The following is a 20,535-nucleotide window of genomic DNA, read 5'->3' on the forward strand; positions in this document are numbered from 1 at the left end:
TGTTTGCATTATTGTTTTCATTTAGCCGATATATTGATTCTGTTTTGTATAAGACCTTTTCGAAACTTCTTCGACGTAAAGCCCTTTTAAAACCCTTTCAAACCCAATACAAACCCAAATCATAAGCGCTCGGGATTGGGTTTGATTGGGCTTTATATTGGCATTTAAAGGTCATTGACTGAACGTTGATAGTTAGATGCGTTCTTTCATCCTGAAACAAGCTGTTTCACTACATTATTTTTATTTTCTTCTTGCATTTACAAATTCATTTTTTACATTTGTAGTGTATTAGTTCATTAATACACTAAAACTTAAATTATGTTGAGCATCAAATCACTATCTTATTCCTACAAAAAGAGGAAGCGGGTGCTAGAGGAAATCAGCACAACGCTAAAACCCGGTCATATCTACGGACTTTTAGGTTTGAACGGCGAAGGCAAAACAACTTTGTTAAAATTGATGGTCGGTTTATTACTGCCAAAAGAGGGGAATGTGTTTTTCGGAACATTGAAGAGCGCTGATCGTTCTGCGGCATATTATAACGAGGTGTTCTACTTAGCTGACAGCAGCAAGCTACCTGACATGAATATTGAAGCTTTCGGAAAGATATATGGAGCTTTCTATACCAGATATGACCATCAGGAATATATCAACAACCTGAAGTCATTCAATATTCCTATCGAAAATGGTTTACGAGGACTGTCTTTAGGCCAACATCGCAAAGTGCATCTCGCCTTTGCATTAGCCTGCAACACGTCGGTATTGCTGATGGACGAACCAAGCAATGGCCTTGATATTCCTTCTAAGGGAATCTTCAGAAAATTGTTGGCCAAGTCAATGTCGACTGAAAAGATCTTTGTGATTGCTACCCACCAAATTCGAGACGTCGATAATCTGTTCGACCATCTGCTGATCTTAAACGAGGGCAAGCTACTTATCGATGCGAACCTATTTGACTTATCAAAAGAATATAGCATCACAAGAACCCCGGAACCGGAAGATGAAATTGTCTATAGCCAACAGGAATTTGATGGAGCAGTCCATCTTGTTAAAACGACGGCGCCAAACGAGGCAAAACTCGATATTGAATTCCTGTTTAATGCTTTTACTCAATCAAACCAAACTGTAGAACTATGAGAACCTCCCTATTATATTCAAAAACCATCTTATTAGGTAATCGGTACTTGCTAATCTCCATTCCATTGCTTGCAATAATTGGATTTGTTGGGTTATTCTTGCTGACCTGGAACCATTCATTTGAGTTGATGGAAGCTACAATCAGCGACGCGGGAATTGTAGATTACAATGCTGCTATGCAATTGGCAGGCTATTCTTATTTCGAACCCAGCATTGTCCTTGTATTCGTATTACCGTTAGTACATCTACTATTACTTCAGAAATTGTACTATAGATTCTATGAACTGACCCTTCCGGTAAGTCCTGCTCAACGGTTTTTATCGTATTTGATTACAGCGGCAATCATTTACGTAGCGAACCTATTGATCATTATTTTGCTAAACTATTTGACACAAGTTTATTTTCAAAGTCGCTATCTAGAGGTATGTACAGAAGCGTTTGATAAATTGGGTTATCTATACGAAGGAATACGTGAAAACAGCATACTAAATAACGCCAACATTAATTACCCCTTAATGAAGATTGGGTTATTCTTTTTTGTCTTGTTGCCACTGCATCTATATGCTCTTCTCTATTTCAGAAAATATAGCCTACTGAAATTTATAGGAATTATCACGGTCTTAATGACTATCGGTATCTACTTCCTGAACAAGGTATGGTCCGGCCATCCCTACTATATCAACAACGAATCCTATGTAGAGCTATTCCCGATTATCCTTTATTTATTAGCATCAATAGCATGTTACGTGGGTTTTTATTTTTTATTAAAAGAGAAGGAGGTTTAAATGCAGTTTACAAATGATAAACCCATCTATCAACAGATCATCGATCTAGTGATGGAAAAGATTCTGAAAAAGGAATGGGCCGCTGGGGAAAAAATCCTCTCAGTTCGCGACCTGGGCGCAACTTTGGAGGTAAACCCGAATACCATCATGCGGTCTTACGAAAAACTGCAACAGGATGAAATCATCTTCAATAAAAGAGGCTTAGGTTTTTTTGTTGCAGAAGACGCTCAAGACCGAATTATCGGCCTACGGAAAGAAAGCTTTCTGGAACAAGAAGCGCCACGATTTTTGCAGACAGCAAAATTGTTAAACATATCAATCGATGAAATAACCGCCTTATATAACGCTATAGAATTATGAAAAAGTCCACCATTATAATTATCGTCACAGGGTTAACCTTATTCCTTTGCTTTTTTATTTTTCGCCCGATAACAGGTCGCATCCTTGTTAAAGACAAGATTACAAAGGAACCGGCGGATCCAATTTCAGCCTTTATGATGCGCTTTGGCGAGCCTGAAACGGCAGAGCCGATTTCTCTTGGCAACATTAAACATATTGTGATCAACGGCAAGGGCTTGAAAAACCACACCTTCGTGCGTGTCACAGAGAACGGGAGAAACGAGATTTCTATGTCAAATTATTATTATAAAAAAGAAATAAACTCTGTTGTCGAAGGAAACACGATGGTGATCACGCTGAGCGGTCTGAGTACAGATAATTTTGAGATTGATGTGGATAGTTTATCCATCAAAACCATTGCGTTAAACAATATCAGAGGCACCCTTTCTATCCATTCGGCGGACAGCGTGTTCTACGGTCTCAGCAAAGTAACCGTGGGCAAAGGCGCTCAGGTAGATCTTCGGGGGGCGACCGACAATCGAAATAATTTAGACCCAAAGTTCAAACTGCTAGGAATGGAAAAATCCATTATTCGTTTGGAAGGTCTATCATTCGCTACATTCGACGCCACTCTTAATAACGCACGCTTAGATTTGATAGAATCAAATGTTGCCGATACGGCGAACATTGCATTAGAGGGTCGCAGTAATATTATTCATCCCGCAGGATTGAAGACCTTCGGGAAACTTACATTGACCGGAAATACGGATTACTACAACGAGCGAAACGTCAAAAAACAATAGCTATGAACCCTCATCTTATCATCCGACTTATCAGTAGATTGATAAATTTGTTTAATAGTCTTTAAAAAGCATAGGGTTGGACGCAAGCGCCCAACCCTATTATTAAGATTAATATAGAACTTCTTTATTCTGGATTATCAGCAGTCGACTCTCTGGATAAAGTCACTTCATCCGGTGCGTTTTCTAAGAATTTATCCAAAGAGAATAGCGACTCATCTGTTGCGCGATCGCCACCCGCAATCTTCAATTTATCGATTAATTGAAGCGCTAGTTTTTCTTCTTCAATCTGCTCCTTCACAAACCACTGCGCAAAGTTCCAAGTTGCCCAATCCTTTTCATCCATCGACTGATTAACCAGATTGTAGATAGCATTGGTATTATCCACCTCATGCTCGAAAACCATATCGAAACATTCGGTAATTGTTTTCGGCAATTTGCTTGGTGCCTCGACCGCTTCCACCTTTGGCTCTCCCCCACGCTCCAGAATGTACATCATAATCTTGATCATATGATTCCGCTCTTCCTGCGCATGACGGAAAAGAAAATTTGCAATACCACCATAACCTTTTGTATCGGCCCAAATCCCCAAAGCCAAATAAATCTGTGAGGCTTGGTTTTCTTTTGTCATCTGTTTAATCAGCGATGTTTCCATCGCCTTTGAAAGTCTATTCGTGTTCATAGCTTCAGCTTTTTATTAATCAACAGTAGGCATCTTATATTGTTTCATTTTTTAGACTTTTTTAATCCCTACGAAGGTTGTAAATTTGATTTCAACCCAAAGAAACAATTGCACAGACTACTTGTTTTTTAAGAGAGCGTCTGTTTTCAATGGCCATCAAGGAACTCAAACTTGCTGGTATTGCGATGGAAACATGAAAGTTTTAAAATAAATCAATTAGATATATGGCGTTTTTAGATTACTATAAAGTATTAGGATTGGATAAAACAGCCAGCCAGGAGGACATCAAAAAAGCATATAGAAAACTTGCCCGCAAGTTTCATCCTGATTTGAATCCAAATGACGAGGAGGCTAAGAAGAAATTTCAGGAAATCAATGAGGCCAACGAAGTGCTGACCGATCCGGACAAGCGTAAGAAATACGATCAGTATGGCGAAAATTGGAAGCATGGTGAAGAGTATGAAAAGGCGCAGCAGCAGTATGCGCGTTCGAATGCTGGGCGAGCTGGACAGAATCCGTTCCAGAGCTATGATTTCAACTACGACGGTAATTATGACACGGGCGAGTATTCGGATTTCTTTGAAGAACTTTTTGGCAGTCGCTTTTCGGGGCGCAGCTCCAATCGCAGATCTGCGGGCTTTAGGGGGCAAGACTATAACACAAGTTTAGAATTGACTCTTTTGCAAGCTTCGCAGACGCATCAGCAGACCTTCACTGTGAATGGAAAGAATATTCGTATCACGATCCCGGCGGGCGTGGAAGACGGACAGAAGATTCGGTTGAAAGGTCAGGGCGGCGAAGGAATGAATGGCGGGCCAAACGGCGACTTATACATCACGTTCAGCATTAAAGCGGACCCTAATTTCCAACGGAAGGGGAATGATCTTTATACCAATATATCCATTGATTTAGCGACGGCGCTATTAGGTGGAGAGACCATCGTAAATACCCTGACGGGCAAAATCAACGTAAAGATTAAGGCAGAAACACAAAACGGAGCAAAGATACGTTTAAAAGGTAAGGGATATCCGGTTTATAAAAAGGATGGTGAGTTTGGCGATTTATATGCTAAGGTTCACGTGAAACTTCCGACAAATTTGACTGATGAACAAAAGAAACTTGTTCAACAATTTGCAGACTCAACAAAGTAAGCTATGGAAAAGACATTATTTAAGGTGATTGATATCTGCCGATCGAATAAGATTGAACGGACTTTTATTCAGGAATTGCACCAGAATGGCCTGATTGAAATTATCATCGAAGAGGAAACGGAGTTTATTGAAGAGGAGCAAATACCACAGATAGAACGCTTCTCAAACTGGCATTATGAACTAGAACTTAACGTGCAGGGTATCGAAGTCGTACAGAATTTGATCGATCGTATCGAGAAATTACAACGAGAGGTTAGGTTTTTAAAAGGGGGGGCTTGATCAGCGTAGAGAAATACAAAAGAGCCCCTTTAAAGGGCTCTTCAGTCTTTTCGATTTATTGAAGAAATAGCAATGATGCTAGTACTCATTTAAAAGTTGCCAGACATATTTCTAATACTGCTTTGATTTGATTGTGTTCTCGATTGAGAATTAAGATTAACAGTCACTGGAATAGTGTGTCTTACCTTCACTTTCTTTCCATCCACAACCGCTGGAACCCATTTATGCCTTTTCCCCGCTTTACTAATAGCTCTAGCAAGCGCCTCACCACTACCACTACCGATATCTTGCAAAATAACCACATCGGTAATTACGCCCGCCGTATCAACTAAAAAAGCGGCTTCAATTTTCCCGCTTCTTCCCGAGTTAATGACTGCTTTTGGAATTGTAAAGCTTGAATTGACATCTCTTCTAAACGCCTTTTCTCCCTTTAGGGGCGCCGACTGTTGATCAAAAATAACGTTGGGATCAATGGCGTCAACGATCATAATCGATGTGTCGACCTCCTGAGATTTAACTTCATGAGTAAATGCCAATCCAAAAAATAATAAATAAGTTAATATACTCCCTTTCATAATCTAAATGGTTTGATACTAAAATACCAAGATTCATATTATAATCCTATTTTAGGTCTTCTAATTGTTATTCAAAGACCTAAAATAGGCACCAGAAAGGTTCTAGAGTCAAACCAACCCAAAAGGGTTAGTCTACTATTGTTGGGTAAGATCTAATCTTAACGGGATCATAAAGCGGGAGGCTACGGGTTTTCCGTCTTGAATAGCAGGCTTCCATTTCTCCGCTTTCTCAATCGCCGCAATCAATGCCTCACCGGTTCCATGCCCTAAATCTTCTGTGATGATAATATTAGAAATCGCTCCATCTGAACCAATGATAAAATTTGCGACTATTTTTCCTTTTACACCGGCATCAATCGCAGCCTGCGTATAAGTATACTTTTCTTGTACAAATTTCCGGAAATTATCGATGCCACCGGGATAATCAGCTAGTATCTCGGGATTGTCAATAAGTGACCCCTCAAATTTTTCTTCCTCTGGTAAATCCAGCAAAGTGATCTCTTCAACCGGAGGTTCTGTTTTCTGTTCTTCCTGTTTACAGTTTACCACAAGGAAAAGCATAAATAGGGTTGCAGGTAGGGCTAATAGGTATATCGCCTTAAATTTATAGGCTGTTTCTTCTTTAAATAACATAGTGATTCTATTTTTCAATAATGAATTATTGGAAAACTCATGTTGTAGCAAGGCGCTTTTGGTATTCATTGCCTGGGCCAGCAAAAGCTCTGCATAGGCAACTTTATTGTCGGCATTCTTTTCGTCGACAATACATTCATGAACAAATTTCATCTCCCGAATCAACATAGGATAGATCGGATTAAACCAATTGAAAAGCCTAAAGATCTCTAATAGGATAATATCCAGCGAATGCCCTTGTTTGACATGTTCAAGCTCATGATTGCGCACTTGTTGTAAATCTTCGTCTTGTAATTCCTTGCTTAGCACAATCTTTCCAAAGAATGAAAAACTGCCTTTGGCAGACCCTGCCCCTATCGTTCTCAATAATGCCACAATTCGGTAGAGAAACCAAGCGCTGAACATAGCAACCCCAAGCCAATACATTGCATTTAATGTTTGGAAGCTCAGAATGTCCCATTGATCAGTTGATACTTTATCGGCTTCAATAGCTTGTTGATTTGCCCCGATCGTTATTTCGGGGATTTCTACAATCATCATCTCCGGCATAGGTACTTGTACGTAAAGTCCCATGGGAATGAGATATGCGGCGAACAAGCTGCCCAATAGGAACCAACGATTCCATTGGAAAAATGTTAGCTTTCGTAGTCCTAACCAGTAGATTAGGAAAAAGACGATCAGCGCTATATTTGAAAGAATTAAGTATAGCATGGCTCAAGTATTTGGGTTTAAGATTTATGCTTCTGTATTAATTTCAAGATTTCGTCCATGTCCTTGACGTCGAGCTTCTTTTCTTCTAGAAAAAAAGACAACATGCTGCTGGCTGAATTATCAAAATAACCTTGCAAGAGTTTTCCTGTGATTAACTTCTTGTATTCTTCTTTTTGGATCTTCGGAAAGTAGCGATGGCTCTTCCCAAAAGACTCGTGATCCACAAAACCCTTGGTCTCAAGAATCCGAATGATGGTTGAAACAGTATTATAAGCAGGTTTCGGCTCTGGAAGCATGTCGATGATCTCTTTCACAAATCCACCATCACGATCCCACAACGCTTGCATGATTTGCTCCTCAGCCTTCGTAAGTTCTTTTAATTCGTCCATACTGGTATTGATAAATTATAAAAAGACAATATTGCCTATAATCGATTATAAGACTAAGGTATAACTAATAATTTAGTTATACAACTAAATTATTAGTTATAAAAGGAAGATTTAAGAATAACATGCTGTAAATAAAGACTATAAATTCATCAAAAAGACATATTAAGTCTGTAACAGCTTATTCCAAGGGAGAGAAATGTGAGTTTTGAATGATTGGAATTTGCTACTCATGCCGCCATCGCCTATCCGCTTTTTTATCGGATTGCATTTTTTTACGATCTAGTCGGGCTATGATTTTAGATTTGGGAATCTTTGTCGGAATACGAGGTTTATCTAACTTTAATGCTTCATCCAGAATATTCAGAAATCGTTCAATTACGATTTCTTTGTTCTTGATTTGGCTTCGATCACTTGAAGCATCAAGCAATAGTTCGCCTTCTTTATTGATTCGATTAGCTAAACGCTCTTTGAGCAAGGTCTTTTGTTCGTCGGTAAAAATAGAAGAAGCATCAACATTCCAAATAAGCATAACCTTAGAAGAAACTTTATTGACATGCTGCCCTCCTTTTCCGCCCGCTCTTGATGTTTTAAATTGAAGCTCCTCGATCAGTTTTGTTGTTTGTTCATCCATTTGTAATAAAAATAGAATATTTCTGCCTGTCGAAAAAATATTAATGCGGATTTATAAAAGCATCATTATCTTTATGGAAGAAAACGAAACGTATGAAGATAGGAATTGTCTGTTATCCAACATTTGGTGGAAGTGGGGTGGTTGCCACAGAATTAGGAAAAGCATTAGCCAACGAAGGGCATCAGGTACATTTCATCACATATAGCCAACCTGCCCGTTTGGATTTCTTCTCCGAAAACCTTTTTTATCACGAAGTCTCTATGGCGCAATATCCATTATTTGACTTCCCTCCCTACGAAACAGCACTGGCCAGCAAGATGGTTGATGTTGTTCGTTTTGAAAAATTAGACCTATTGCATGTGCACTATGCAATTCCACATGCATCAGTTGCTTTCCTTGCAAAACAGATCCTAAAGACCTATGGAATCGATATACCTGTCGTAACGACATTGCACGGCACAGATATAACGCTGGTAGGCAAGGACAAGAGCTTTAGCCCGGTTGTCACTTTCTCGATCAATCAATCGGATGGCGTGACGACCGTTTCAGATAATCTTAAAGAACAGACGCTGCAGTACTTCGACGTCACACAAGATATTCAAGTAATACCCAACTTTATCGATCTTAAACGCTTCAGCAATAAGAATCATGAGCATTTTAAGAAAGCCATTGCGCCGAACAACGAACGGATATTGGTGCATACCTCCAATTTCCGGAAAGTAAAGCGCGTGGAAGATGTTGTGCGCATTTTTGAGAAAGTGAACAAGGTTATTCCAAGTAAATTATTGATGGTTGGGGATGGTCCGGAGCGTCGTAATGCAGAGGAATTAGCCCGCGACCTAGCGATCTGCGATGTGATCCGTTTCTTAGGGAAACAAGATGCTATCGAAGAGATCTTATCGATCTCCGATCTGTTTTTGATGCCTTCTGGTTCAGAGAGTTTCGGACTAGCTGCATTAGAGGCTATGGCCTGCAAAGTTCCTGTTATTTCCTCAAATACTGGCGGTTTGCCGGAATTAAATAAGCAGGGCTTCAGCGGATTCCTAAGCGATATCGGAGATATCGATGATATGGCAAAAAATGCGATTCATATTCTTGAAAACGATGCGACTCTTGCTGAATTTAAGGCGAATGCCTTGGTGAGAGCACAGGATTTTGAACTTAGTAAAATAGTTCCAAAGTATGAGGAGTTTTACCGTCAAGTAACCGAATCGTTAAAAAATCAGAATAAAACTGTTTAACCGATGTTAAAAAATCCTATCTTTGGCTTTTGGAAATACTCCAAAAATCAAATATGAAATACAAACGCATCCTACTAAAACTCAGCGGAGAAGCTTTGATGGGTGAACAAAGCTACGGAATCGACATTAATCGCGTTCAGCAATACGCAAAAGACATTCAAGAACTTCATAGTCTAGGCATGGAAATCGCTATCGTAATCGGTGGTGGTAATATTTACCGTGGCTTAAGCGCTGAAAAAGCAGGAATGGATCGTGTACAAGCTGATTATATGGGCATGTTAGCAACCGTAATCAACAGTATGGCTTTGCAAGATGCTTTGGAAAAAGAAGGAATGAAAACCCGTTTACTAACCGCGATTAAAATGGAGCAGATTTGCGAACCATTTATTCGTAGAAGAGCGGTCCGTCACTTAGAAAAAGGACGTATCGTTATCTTCGGTGCCGGAACAGGAAACCCTTATTTCACTACTGATACAGCTGCTTCATTACGTGCTATCGAAATCAACGCAGATGCTGTATTGAAAGGAACACGCGTAGATGGAATCTACACTGCAGATCCTGAGAAAGACCCGAATGCTCAGAAATTTGATCATATTTCATTCACAGAAGTGTATGAAAAAGGATTAAACGTAATGGACATGACAGCTTTCACATTATGTCAAGAAAACAACTTACCAATCATCGTATTCGACATGAATAAGCCTGGCAACTTAATGAAGCTAGCAAATGGCGAGCACGTTGGTACTATTGTAAGCTAATCTATTTTTTACGATAAATTATATTCAAGATATGAACGAATTAATTTCACTTCAGTTGGACGATTGCAAAGAAGGAATGATTAAAGCAGTCGCGCATACCGAGTCTGAACTTACAAAAATACGCGCTGGAAAAGCTAGCCCAGGCATGCTTGATGGAATCTTCGTAGATTACTACGGATCTGCAACAGCATTGTCGCAGGTGAGTAACATCAATACTACTGATGCTAGAACAATCGTTATCCAGCCATGGGAAAAGTCTTTACTTTCTGCGATCGAGAAAGCAATTATGGACTCAAACATCGGTTTGAATCCTCAAAACGACGGTAATATCATTCGCTTGGTGGTTCCACCATTGACAGAAGAACGTCGTCGCGATCTAGTGAAAAAAGTAAAGGAAGAAGCAGAGAAAGGTCGTGTTACAGTTCGTAACATCCGTAAAGAATCTAACGAAGCAATCAAGAAATTGAAAAACGACGGCGCTTCTGAAGATGAAATCAAAGCTGGTGAAGGCGAAGTACAAAAATTAACTGATGCATATATTGTAAAAGTTGATCAGCTAGCTGAATTAAAAGAAAAAGATATCATGACTGTATAGTCTCAGGATATACCTTTAACATACATGAAGAGGGATTTCTAATAGGAATCCCTCTTTTTTTTCGATGCGCATCAGCTTTCAAATGTCTTCAAGAACTCTCATACCTTTTGCTGTTTACATAGAAACATGAAGTTTTTATTAAAATAATACTTATCTTCAATCAACAAACTTATTGTAAGTATGACACAGTCAAGACGTAATTTCCTTAAGCAAGCTAGCTTAGGAGTCATGGGAGGACTTCTTGCCCCTCATCTTTTTTCCTGCAAAGGAACCAACATTGCATCAGGATCGCCACTTAAAAATATAGGACTTCAACTTTTTACACTTCGTGATCTTTTAGCAAAGGACCCGAAAGAGGTCCTTAAGAACGTTTCTAAGCTCGGATATACGCATGTGGAAACCTTTGGAGTGGATCTGGCGAACAACTCGTTCTGGGGACTCTCGATCGATGATTTCAAGAAGGTATTAAATGACAATGACCTCATCACACATAGTGGTCATTACGATATGGGTAAATACCTAAGTAAAGACCATAACGACAAAGAAAACATCGAGAAGTACATCGAGATTGCACATAACCTAGGGCAAGAGTATGTCATTGCCCCGGTTCCACCGATGGACAACCTCAATAAATTAGATGTTGCTGCTTACCAATATATCGCTGAACAGTTAAATAAGGCAGGCGAGATGGCGAAAAAGGCAGGTATCAAAATTGGCTATCACAACCACTTTTGGGAATTCAAAGAATTCGGCAATGGTACAAAAGGGCTGGATATTATCCTAGCCTTCACAGAGCCTGACCTCGTATGCTTTGAACTCGATTTATACTGGATCAATAAAGCGGGAGAAAACCCGCAGACTTATTTCACGAAATACCCAGGGCGCTTTCCGCTATGGCATGTGAAAGATATGGACAGACAATTCTCGAACCCTATTGAACAAAACAAGTTCGACCCGAAGACCGGCAAACGTGATACCTTAAACTTTGAAGAGGTCATGAAGACCATTCGATATACTGAGGTTGGTTCTGGCAGTATCAACTTTCCAAACTTGGCTTCGTTCGCCAATGAGAGCGGACTCAAGTATGCTTTCATTGAGCAAGATGACATTTACTCGGATGATAAATACGCGAGTGTCAAGAAAAGCTATGACTATATGCAAAAGACATTTAAATAGAAAAAGGCGGGATAACCCGCCTTTTCTATTTAAAATTTTAATTGTTCTACTTCTCTCGCAGTCTCTTCGACCTTATCTCTCAACTCTTCTTTAAACTTAATGAGCGCCTGCGCTACAGTGTCGTCTTGCGTTCCTAATATCTGTGCTGCAAGGATACCTGCATTCTTTGCGGCATTCAAAGCTACTGTCGCAACAGGAATACCATTCGGCATCTGAAGGATAGACAATACGGAGTCCCAACCGTCAATTGAGTTTGATGATTTTACCGGTACACCAATTACTGGAAGGTGCGTGATCGAAGCAACCATACCTGGTAAGTGTGCTGCACCGCCAGCGCCGGCAATAATAACTTTAAGTCCTCTGCTAGCTGCTTGTTCCGCATAATCAAACATACGCTTTGGCGTACGATGTGCTGATACAATCGTTACTTCAGCATCGACTCCTAAATATTTTAATACTTCAACCGCATCTTGCATCACAGGCAAGTCCGACTTGCTGCCCATGATAATTCCAATCTTTGGATTACTCATTATATCTTATTTTTAAGCAATAACTTTAATTAAATTCTGAACTTTACGCGCATTATCAATGGCTGTTGCACGGTCTTCATGCACAATCGTAACGTGTCCCATCTTACGGAACGGTTTCGTATATTTCTTACCATATAAGTGAATATAGACACCGTCTATTGCCAATGCCTCTTCTAGCCCTTCATATTCTGCTAATCCCTCGTAGCCTTCTTCTCCCAGAAGATTAATCATGATGGCATTTCCTCGAGCTTCTGTATTTGCTAATGGAAGATTAAAGATCGCGCGCAAGTGCTGACCGAATTGGGAAACGTAGTTTCCTTCAATGGTTTGGTGTCCAGAGTTGTGCGGTCTTGGCGCTAGCTCATTCACGAGAATCTCGCCATCTTTCGTCAAGAACATCTCCACAGCTAATAGACCAACAATCTGTAAATCATTAGCAATTTTCTTCGCGATTTGCTCTGCCTTTTCTTGAACATCTGCCGAATAAGTCGACGGAGATATCAAAAACTCAACAAGATTCGCTTGCGGATTGAACTCCATCTCCACCATTGGGAAGGTCGAAATATCACCACGGTCGTTTCTAGCAACAATCACAGCAATTTCTTTTTCAAAGTCAACCAACTCCTCTACAATGCTTGGTTCCTCAAAAGCCGTTTCAAAATCAGCTGAAGAATTGATTTTCTTTACGCCTTTACCATCATATCCATCTTTTCTAAGCTTTTGGATAAAAGGCAACGGAAGATGTGATTGCGCTAAGCCATCTTTATTCGATATAAACTGAAATGCTGATGTTGGAATATCATTCTGTTTGAAGAATTGTTTCTGAAGCCCTTTATCTTGGATCAAACGAATTACACGCGCTTGCGGGTAAACAATGACGCCTTCCGATTCCAGAGCTTCCAATGCATCAACATTAACTTTCTCGATCTCAATCGTAATCATGTCCAAATCCTTACCGAAGTTATACACGGTATCATAGTCTCCCAACGAACCAACTTCAAACTGGTTACAAAGGCGCTTACATGGTGCATTAGGATCTGGATCTAGCACATGGATGTTTACATTAAAATTTATTGCTTCTTGGATCAACATACGGCCCAATTGTCCGCCACCTAGAATCCCTAAGCGTAAATCCCCATAAAAATCTTTTGCCATATTTTATTCTATTGCTCTACTGCAACGGGAAAAATATCCCCTTTCAGTAAAGACTGTTCATCAATTTTCTTTTGTAATTCTAAGAAAGCTCCAATCAAAGCCTCCGGTCTAGGCGGACAGCCTTGCACATACACATCAACAGGGATAATCTTATCCACACCTTTAACCACATGATAACCATGTTGCCAATAAGGTCCTCCACAGTTAGAGCAAGAACCCATCGAAATCACATACTTTGGATCAGGCATCTGCTCATAAAGCTTCTTGATGCGATCTGCCATCTTGAAAGTAACCGTTCCGGCAATAATCATCACGTCGGACTGTCTTGGCGAAGGGCGTGGAAAAACCCCTAAGCGGTCTAAATCATATGTAGCCGCCATAGCCCCCATCATTTCGATCGCACAGCATGCAATACCGAAACTGATAGGCCACATGGATGACAACCTGGCCCAATTCAATAGATCGTCCATCTTAGCGATAATGACGCCATTATTTTGTTGCAGACGCTGGTCTAGACTCATGATTCTGAACTTGGTTTCTTGAATTTAGGTTTAAATCCTATTTTAGGCGCTGTAGCTGTAGTGCTAACAACGGTTTCTACTTCTTCAATTAAAGGCTCCTTATAATCCCTCACCGCATACGTTTGCTGATTAAGTTTGTCATAGGCTGAACTTGGGATATTAACAGAAACGCTAGGCGTTTTATGCTGTGGCTTGATCCAGCTGATATCCCCACTTTTCCAAACGTAGATTAATCCTACGATCAAGATACCGATAAAGATAGCCATCTCAACCAGTGTAAACCAGCCCCAGCGCGCATCGGCAGCAATAAAGTCAGCATTGCCAAACACGGTAGCCCAGGGAAAGATGAAGATCAGTTCCACATCAAAGAGCAGAAAGATCAGCGCGATGACGTAGAAACGCGGATTGAATTGAATCCAGGAAGTTCCAACACTTTCCTCTCCACATTCGTAGGTACTTAATTTTAGTGGATTAGGATTCTTAGGCGAAAGGACGTACGCCAGAAAGATTGTAGCACATACCAATAGCATCCCTACTATAGCCATTAGTAGGATTTTGCCATATTCTGATATCTGTGCGGGGTCGTCCATTTTACAAAACTAAGAATTAATTCTAGCATTTAGTAGCCTCAAAGCTTTAGAAACATAAAAAAGGGCATCCTGCTGAATGCCCTTTTCTTATATCAGGAGAGCGACGCTAAACTTGCCGCTCCTTTTTCATCATTTTCTAGAATGGCTTTCCAGGCATCTTAGGCATGTTTCTCATCATTTTGGCAGCCATGGCAGGGTTCGACATTTGCTTCATCACCTTACGCATATCGCCAAATTGCTTCATCAACTTGTTAACCTCATTGACATCTGTTCCGGAACCTTTCGCAATACGCATTCTCCTACGTTGATCGATTGCATCCGGATTTTCGCGCTCAAAAGGAGTCATTGAATCGATGATCGCTTCGATAGGTTTGAACGCATCATCATCAATCTCCACGTCTTTGATCGCTTTTCCAACCCCCGGAATCATCCCCATCAAATCCTTCATATTACCCATCTTCTTGATTTGTTGAATCTGGGACTTGAAGTCGTTGAAGTCGAATTTATTCTTACGGATTTTCTTCTGCAACTCTGCCGCTTGTTTCTCGTCAAATTGTTGCTGAGCACGCTCCACAAGGGAAACAACGTCACCCATCCCTAAAATACGAGAAGCCATACGATCTGGGTGGAAAACATCCAATGCTTCCATCTTCTCACCCGTACCGATAAACTTAATAGGTTTGTTAACAACCGACTTAATCGAAAGCGCAGCACCACCACGCGTATCACCGTCTAATTTCGTTAATACAACCCCGGTAAAGTCTAAGCGATCGTTAAATGCTTTAGCCGTGTTTACCGCATCCTGACCCGTCATCGAGTCAACAACGAATAAAATCTCATGTGGTTGCGTAGCATCCTTAACCGCTGTGATCTCTTGCATCAACGCCTCGTCAATTGCTAAGCGACCAGCAGTATCGATGATGACTACATTATTTCCATTGCGTTTAGCTTCTTCAACACCCGCAACGGCAATACCGATTGGATCGGTAGATTCTCTATTCACAAAAACCGGAACACCAACTTGTTGGCCTAATACCTCCAATTGATCAATAGCGGCAGGACGATAAACGTCGCCTGCAACCAATAAAGGTTTCTTGTTCTTCTGCGTTTTCAAGAAGTTCGCCAATTTTCCGGAGAAGGTCGTTTTACCCGCACCGTTCAAACCAGCGATCAAGATGACAGTAGGATTCTTTGTAATCTCAAGCTCTGTAACTGTACCGCCCATTAACCCGGTCAGCTCGTCGTTCATGATCTTCGTCAATAACTGACCCGGAGAGATACTAGTTAATACATTTTGCCCTAAAGCCTTTTGCTTAACGTCATCTGTAAAAGTCTTAGCAGTCTTGTAATTCACATCGGCATCTAATAAGGCCTTGCGAATTTCCTTCATCGTCTCTGCTACGTTAATTTCCGTAATATTACCTTGCCCTTTAAGTACTTTAAAGGCTCTGTCTAATTTATCCTGTAGATTTGAAAACATCGTTTAATCTCTTGAAATCCTGTTGCTAATTGTGCAAATGTACGAAATCCTATTGAAAGGAAATCCATCCGCAATAAACTTTAATGATTAGGTCGAATCCCTGAAATAGCGTAATCCTGTTGAATATCTTCCCTTATCACCTATTCAGAAAAAACTTTAATGTCTCCATTGAAACATCAACGGCGATGAAAGTTCTTGATGAACGCTCTAAATAGACAATTCAGAAAAAATGGGATGAAATTGCTTCCATCCCATCGCTATATTCTTTGACTAATCTGATTAGTCTCTTCTTCCAAACAAAATCGAAGCGTAGTACAACAAAGTCACCAATGCTGACAAAGCTGCCACAACATAAGTCATCGCTGCCCACTTTAACGCATCTTTCGCACCATCATGCTCGGCAGTGTTGTGTGTCACTCCAGAACGATCTAACCACGCTAAAGCTCTTGCCGAAGCATCAAACTCTACCGGCAGCGTAATGAAACTGAATAGGGTTGTTAAGAACAATGCCCCTACCCCAACAGCAAGAACAATGTAATTACCTGAAAATGCCATCATCATCACACCGATCAACAATACCCATGAAGTCAAGCGCGAGGCGACACTTACCAACGGCACCATCGCCGAACGGAACTGTAACCAATTATATGCTGTCGCATGTTGCACTGCGTGGCCACACTCATGTGCAGCAACCGCCGCCGCAGCAACAGAACGTCCATGATAAACCTCAGGACTTAAATTAACAGTTCTATTTCCAGGGTTATAGTGGTCAGTTAATTGACCTTCCACGGAAATAATCTGTACATCATTAATACCATTCTCGTTCAACATCTTTTGCGCAATCTCCGCACCAGACAACCCCGACGATAACGGCATCTCCGAATACTTCTTAAACTTACTCTTGAAACGGAACTGGACTATCCAGCTCACTAACATAATTCCAATAAAAATAATCCAGTACATCTATTGTATTTCTTTAATTTTCTAATTTACTAATACCCATCAAATCTAATTCCAAACCTTGATTTTCGGAAATAAAAGACAAAATGACATTTTAAAAGATGTTAGACATTAGACATAAGACATTAGACTCTGCATATATGATATTAACAAGGCCACTAAATACTACTTGCTAACCCGCCAAAGTCTAATGTCTAATATCTTATGTCTAGTATCTAATTCAATTGAAACATCAAATTGTTCTCTTCGATCATCTTGCGCAGGTTGGTTAATGCATAGCGCATTCTGCCTAAAGCGGTATTGATGCTGACTTCAGTGATATCGGCAATATCTTTAAAGCTCATATCACAGAACAGGCGCATGATTAACACCTCTTTCTGATCATCAGGAAGCAATTGTATGATTTTTTTGAGATCTATGTCTCTTTGGGTTTTCAGCATTTTAGTTTCAACGCTGTCATCGGAGAACTGTAGGACTTCGAAGATATCGAATCCATCGTTATTGACAATATTTGGGGCTCTTTTCTCGCGGCGGAAATGGTCGATGACCATATTATGTGCAATACGCATCACCCAAGGCAAGAATTTACCCTCATCATTATAGCGACCAGCCTTTAAAGTATTGATCACTTTAATAAAAGTCTCTTGAAAGATATCCTCTGCAAGGTATTGATCCTTTACCTGGTGGTAAATAGAGGTATAGATTTTAGTTTTATATCGTTCTAATAAAACCTGTATTGCTCTTTCTTCGCCTTTGACGTACGCTTGAACCAGTTGTTGGTCACTTTTCTTATTCAATAGTTTCATAATTATTCCTCCACAAAAATGCTAGAGTATCTGCTATGTACTTGTAATGATTTTTTAAAGCGTATTCGTGTTTCGATAGGCGATTTGTTATTATTTATACTAAATCAAAGAGAATTAAAAATTCTGAGTATTCAAAAAGTTACGGTTGATTTTAACATTTCTTCACATTATACTAAACAACAAAAATGGCTCCAAATTTATCATTTGAAGCCATTTTTATGTAAAATATACCTCTACACTATTTATATAAAGGGAATTGAGCCATCATCTCTTTAACCTTTCCATGTATACGATTTAGCGCAGCTTCGTCGTTTCTACTAGTTAGGGCCTCATCGATAAGCTCACCGATCTGTACAATCTCTGTTTCACCGATACCACGAGTCGTGATAGCAGCAGTTCCGAAACGAACACCCGATGTAACGAACGGCGAACGTGTATCAAATGGAACCATGTTTTTGTTGGTCGTAATTCCGGCTAAGCCTAAGACTGCTTCTGCCTCTTTACCTGAAATATCCTTATTGCGTAGGTCAACCAACATCAAGTGGTTGTCTGTTCCGCCAGAAATAATCTTGTAATCTTTCTCTACAAAGAACTGAGCTAACGCTGCAGCATTTTGTTTTACTTGTTTGATGTATGTCAAATAGTCATCAGAAAGCGCCTCGCCATAAGCAATAGCTTTAGCCGCAATAGTATGCTCCAATGGACCACCTTGCGTACCTGGGAATACCGCTAAGTCTAATAACTGCGTGATCGTACGGATCTCGCCTTTTGGAGTTTTGATGCCCCAAGGGTTTTCGAAATCCTTACCCACCATGATCATACCACCACGAGGACCACGTAATGTCTTGTGCGTCGTAGTCGTTACGATATGACAGTGAGGAAGTGGATCGTTCAATAATCCGCGAGCGATCAAACCTGCAGGGTGAGAAATATCAGCAACAACTAGAGCACCGATTTCATCAGCTACCTTACGGATACGAGCGTAATCCCAATCGCGTGAGTATGCTGACGCACCACAGATAATAACCTTTGGTTTCTCTGCGCGCGCAGTTTCTTCTAATTTTTCGTAATCGATTAATCCAGTATCTTCTTTTACACCGTAGAATAACGGTTGGTAAAGTTTACCCGAGAAGTTTGCCGGAGAACCGTGAGTTAAGTGACCACCATGAGAAAGGTCGAATCCTAAAATCTTATCACCTGGTTTCAAGATCGCTAAGAATACTGCCGCATTCGCTTGCGCTCCTGAGTGTGGCTGAACGTTTACCCATTCAGCGCCAAATAATTCTTTAGCGCGATCGATTGCAATTGTCTCGATTTTATCGACTACTTCACAACCACCATAGTAACGTTTTCCTGGAAGTCCTTCAGCATATTTGTTCGTTAATACTGAACCAGCAGCTTCCATAACCTGCTTACTTACAAAGTTTTCCGATGCGATTAACTCAATACCTTCTTCTTGGCGTTTAAGCTCCTCGTTAATAAGATTAAAAATGGATTGATCTCTTTCCATGTTTGGGAATTTTTACAAATTTAGAATTATCGGCAAATATAGATAATATCAAAGAATTGGACTATCAATTACTTAACTTTTATCAGATATTTTGCTTTATTATGATATTGCTAAGCATTTAGCTCTTTTTTCAACAAAACTTGCGTTTGCAGGTTCACATTTTCGCCCTTCTGGTTAGAATAAGCCAATACTTCCTCCACAAAAGCATCAATCGACCCAACTTTAGCACCGGTATTTCGAATCAAATCGACCGTATATTTCTTCAATTGCAATACCGCCAACCAAGCCGCATCGCTAACGTATAATTGTTGGGTATAATTATGTTCAAACTCCGCCTCAATATCGCCAATTAACGTCTGCTGAAACTGCTCTACCGTCAAATCGCTCGAATAATTACGCTGCATTACCTGTTGCACATCCATACGATGCACTAATAACAAAAGCCTTTCATAAGCGGAGGTTCTCAAGGTTTCCTTGCCCACAGCTTTTGGTCGCTTCATGACGTTTAGCTTCACAAAAAAGCGCTCTATTTTTGGCCATGCTAGTCTAAAAGCAAGCAGCAGACCTGCAAAAACGCCAAATGCAACAACAAACAATGATTTAAAAAAATCAATTAATTCCGGGCTCAAACTCATACTGTTACCTGATTGTCAAAAATGTCCTAAATGTTAAATAATGCCTAAAAATATGTAATTTTGTTAAACAATTTATACGAGGAAAGGATATGGCATCAGATAATTTAACAGCAGTAGCGCCAGTAACACTTACTGAAGGGGCGCTAAAAGAACTAAAAAAGTTGATCGACCAACAGGAAATCAGTGAAGATTTCGGACTTCGTGTTGGCGTTGAAGGAGGTGGCTGTTCGGGAATGAGCTATATATTAGGCTTCGATCAAAAGAAAGATGGCGACACCGAATATGAAATCCATGGCATCCGTTTATTTATGAACAAAGCGCATGGCCTTTATCTTGCAGGTATGGAAATCGACTTCAAAAACGGTCTCGATGCTCGAGGATTTACGTTCAATAACCCAAACGCAACTAGCACCTGCGGATGCGGAAGTAGCTTCTCAGCATAACATTTTTTAGATATTAGACATTA

General features: G+C 40.2%; 25 protein-coding genes. 11 read left to right on the top strand and 14 right to left on the bottom strand.

The window, feature by feature from the left end; all coding sequences use genetic code 11:
- Positions 1–318: 318 nt before the first annotated feature.
- Genes B2400_RS05185 through B2400_RS05200 form a run of 4 tightly spaced genes read left to right on the top strand, consistent with a single transcriptional unit; the run spans position 319 to position 3,064 of the window.
- Positions 319–1,137, top strand: coding sequence for an ATP-binding cassette domain-containing protein (locus B2400_RS05185; protein WP_293931577.1), 819 nt, complete (start codon positions 319–321; stop codon positions 1,135–1,137).
- Positions 1,134–1,922: a hypothetical protein gene (locus B2400_RS05190; RefSeq protein WP_293931581.1), complete on the top strand. Its 789-nt coding sequence runs from the start codon at positions 1,134–1,136 to the stop codon at positions 1,920–1,922. Before B2400_RS05185 ends, B2400_RS05190 begins: the two co-directional genes overlap by 4 nt.
- Positions 1,923–2,282 (top strand): GntR family transcriptional regulator, encoded by a 360-nt coding sequence (locus tag B2400_RS05195; RefSeq protein ID WP_293931584.1) that lies wholly within the window; start codon positions 1,923–1,925, stop codon positions 2,280–2,282.
- On the top strand, positions 2,279–3,064 hold the full coding sequence (locus B2400_RS05200) for a hypothetical protein (protein WP_293931587.1): 786 nt from the start codon (positions 2,279–2,281) through the stop codon (positions 3,062–3,064). The genes B2400_RS05195 and B2400_RS05200 overlap by 4 nt, the downstream gene beginning before the upstream one ends.
- A gap of 124 nt (positions 3,065–3,188) precedes the next feature.
- On the opposite strand, the gene B2400_RS05205 is transcribed toward B2400_RS05200, so the two are convergent.
- Positions 3,189–3,743: a ferritin gene (locus B2400_RS05205; RefSeq protein ID WP_293931590.1), complete on the bottom strand. Its 555-nt coding sequence runs from the start codon at positions 3,741–3,743 to the stop codon at positions 3,189–3,191.
- 224 nt (positions 3,744–3,967) lie between these two features.
- Between B2400_RS05205 and B2400_RS05210 the strand changes: the two genes are divergently transcribed.
- Together B2400_RS05210 and B2400_RS05215 are read left to right on the top strand one after the other, a co-directional pair.
- Entirely contained in the window at positions 3,968–4,894 is a 927-nt protein-coding gene (locus tag B2400_RS05210; RefSeq protein ID WP_293931593.1) for a J domain-containing protein, read from the top strand.
- Positions 4,895–4,897: 3 nt separating this feature from the next.
- Entirely contained in the window at positions 4,898–5,173 is a 276-nt protein-coding gene (locus B2400_RS05215; protein ID WP_149527030.1) for a chaperone modulator CbpM, read from the top strand.
- An 89-nt stretch (positions 5,174–5,262) separates the two neighbouring features.
- On the opposite strand, the gene B2400_RS05220 is transcribed toward B2400_RS05215, so the two are convergent.
- From B2400_RS05220 to arfB, 4 genes are all read right to left on the bottom strand, one after another.
- On the bottom strand, positions 5,263–5,748 hold the full coding sequence (locus tag B2400_RS05220) for an energy transducer TonB (protein ID WP_293931597.1): 486 nt from the start codon (positions 5,746–5,748) through the stop codon (positions 5,263–5,265).
- A gap of 135 nt (positions 5,749–5,883) precedes the next feature.
- Positions 5,884–7,092: a M56 family metallopeptidase gene (locus B2400_RS05225; RefSeq protein ID WP_293931600.1), complete on the bottom strand. Its 1,209-nt coding sequence runs from the start codon at positions 7,090–7,092 to the stop codon at positions 5,884–5,886.
- 17 nt (positions 7,093–7,109) lie between these two features.
- Positions 7,110–7,481, bottom strand: a complete 372-nt coding sequence (locus B2400_RS05230) for a BlaI/MecI/CopY family transcriptional regulator (protein ID WP_293931603.1) — start codon at positions 7,479–7,481, stop codon at positions 7,110–7,112.
- A gap of 223 nt (positions 7,482–7,704) precedes the next feature.
- Positions 7,705–8,112 carry an alternative ribosome rescue aminoacyl-tRNA hydrolase ArfB gene (gene arfB / locus B2400_RS05235; protein ID WP_293931606.1) on the bottom strand — a complete coding sequence of 136 codons (408 nt, stop codon included), beginning with the start codon at positions 8,110–8,112 and terminating at the stop codon, positions 7,705–7,707.
- A gap of 92 nt (positions 8,113–8,204) precedes the next feature.
- Between arfB and bshA the strand changes: the two genes are divergently transcribed.
- From bshA to B2400_RS05255, 4 genes are all read left to right on the top strand, one after another.
- Positions 8,205–9,353, top strand: coding sequence for an N-acetyl-alpha-D-glucosaminyl L-malate synthase BshA (bshA, locus tag B2400_RS05240; RefSeq protein WP_293931608.1), 1,149 nt, complete (start codon positions 8,205–8,207; stop codon positions 9,351–9,353).
- A gap of 53 nt (positions 9,354–9,406) precedes the next feature.
- Positions 9,407–10,111: a UMP kinase gene (gene pyrH, locus B2400_RS05245; RefSeq protein WP_149527036.1), complete on the top strand. Its 705-nt coding sequence runs from the start codon at positions 9,407–9,409 to the stop codon at positions 10,109–10,111.
- A gap of 31 nt (positions 10,112–10,142) precedes the next feature.
- Positions 10,143–10,706: a ribosome recycling factor gene (gene frr, locus B2400_RS05250; RefSeq protein WP_149527037.1), complete on the top strand. Its 564-nt coding sequence runs from the start codon at positions 10,143–10,145 to the stop codon at positions 10,704–10,706.
- A gap of 180 nt (positions 10,707–10,886) precedes the next feature.
- Positions 10,887–11,882 carry a sugar phosphate isomerase/epimerase family protein gene (locus B2400_RS05255; protein WP_149527038.1) on the top strand — a complete coding sequence of 332 codons (996 nt, stop codon included), beginning with the start codon at positions 10,887–10,889 and terminating at the stop codon, positions 11,880–11,882.
- Positions 11,883–11,911: 29 nt separating this feature from the next.
- Here the strand turns inward: B2400_RS05255 and purE are convergent, their stop codons facing one another.
- The 9 genes from purE to B2400_RS05300 form a co-directional block, all read right to left on the bottom strand.
- Positions 11,912–12,412 (bottom strand): 5-(carboxyamino)imidazole ribonucleotide mutase, encoded by a 501-nt coding sequence (purE, locus tag B2400_RS05260; RefSeq protein WP_149527039.1) that lies wholly within the window; start codon positions 12,410–12,412, stop codon positions 11,912–11,914.
- A gap of 12 nt (positions 12,413–12,424) precedes the next feature.
- Entirely contained in the window at positions 12,425–13,567 is a 1,143-nt protein-coding gene (locus B2400_RS05265; protein WP_293931616.1) for a 5-(carboxyamino)imidazole ribonucleotide synthase, read from the bottom strand.
- 8 nt (positions 13,568–13,575) lie between these two features.
- Entirely contained in the window at positions 13,576–14,088 is a 513-nt protein-coding gene (locus B2400_RS05270; RefSeq protein ID WP_149527041.1) for an NADH-quinone oxidoreductase subunit B, read from the bottom strand.
- Entirely contained in the window at positions 14,085–14,678 is a 594-nt protein-coding gene (locus tag B2400_RS05275) for an NADH-quinone oxidoreductase subunit A (protein ID WP_293931619.1), read from the bottom strand. The genes B2400_RS05270 and B2400_RS05275 overlap by 4 nt, the downstream gene beginning before the upstream one ends.
- A 136-nt stretch (positions 14,679–14,814) precedes the next feature.
- Positions 14,815–16,158, bottom strand: coding sequence for a signal recognition particle protein (gene ffh / locus B2400_RS05280; RefSeq protein ID WP_293931621.1), 1,344 nt, complete (start codon positions 16,156–16,158; stop codon positions 14,815–14,817).
- Positions 16,159–16,437: 279 nt separating this feature from the next.
- Entirely contained in the window at positions 16,438–17,121 is a 684-nt protein-coding gene (locus tag B2400_RS05285; protein ID WP_149527044.1) for a zinc metallopeptidase, read from the bottom strand.
- 212 nt (positions 17,122–17,333) lie between these two features.
- Positions 17,334–17,924: an RNA polymerase sigma factor gene (locus tag B2400_RS05290; RefSeq protein ID WP_149527045.1), complete on the bottom strand. Its 591-nt coding sequence runs from the start codon at positions 17,922–17,924 to the stop codon at positions 17,334–17,336.
- A 238-nt stretch (positions 17,925–18,162) separates the two neighbouring features.
- Positions 18,163–19,434, bottom strand: coding sequence for a serine hydroxymethyltransferase (glyA, locus tag B2400_RS05295; protein WP_149527046.1), 1,272 nt, complete (start codon positions 19,432–19,434; stop codon positions 18,163–18,165).
- A 110-nt stretch (positions 19,435–19,544) separates the two neighbouring features.
- A complete protein-coding gene (locus tag B2400_RS05300) occupies positions 19,545–20,069 on the bottom strand; it encodes a hypothetical protein (RefSeq protein ID WP_187773885.1) in 525 nt (174 codons plus the stop codon).
- A gap of 89 nt (positions 20,070–20,158) precedes the next feature.
- Here B2400_RS05300 and B2400_RS05305 point away from each other — a divergent pair, with 89 nt between their 5' ends.
- Entirely contained in the window at positions 20,159–20,512 is a 354-nt protein-coding gene (locus B2400_RS05305) for a HesB/IscA family protein (RefSeq protein ID WP_149527048.1), read from the top strand.
- Positions 20,513–20,535: the final 23 nt, after the last annotated feature.

This window comes from Sphingobacterium sp. UBA6645 (assembly GCF_002455685.1).
GTDB lineage: Bacteria > Bacteroidota > Bacteroidia > Sphingobacteriales > Sphingobacteriaceae > Sphingobacterium > Sphingobacterium hotanense.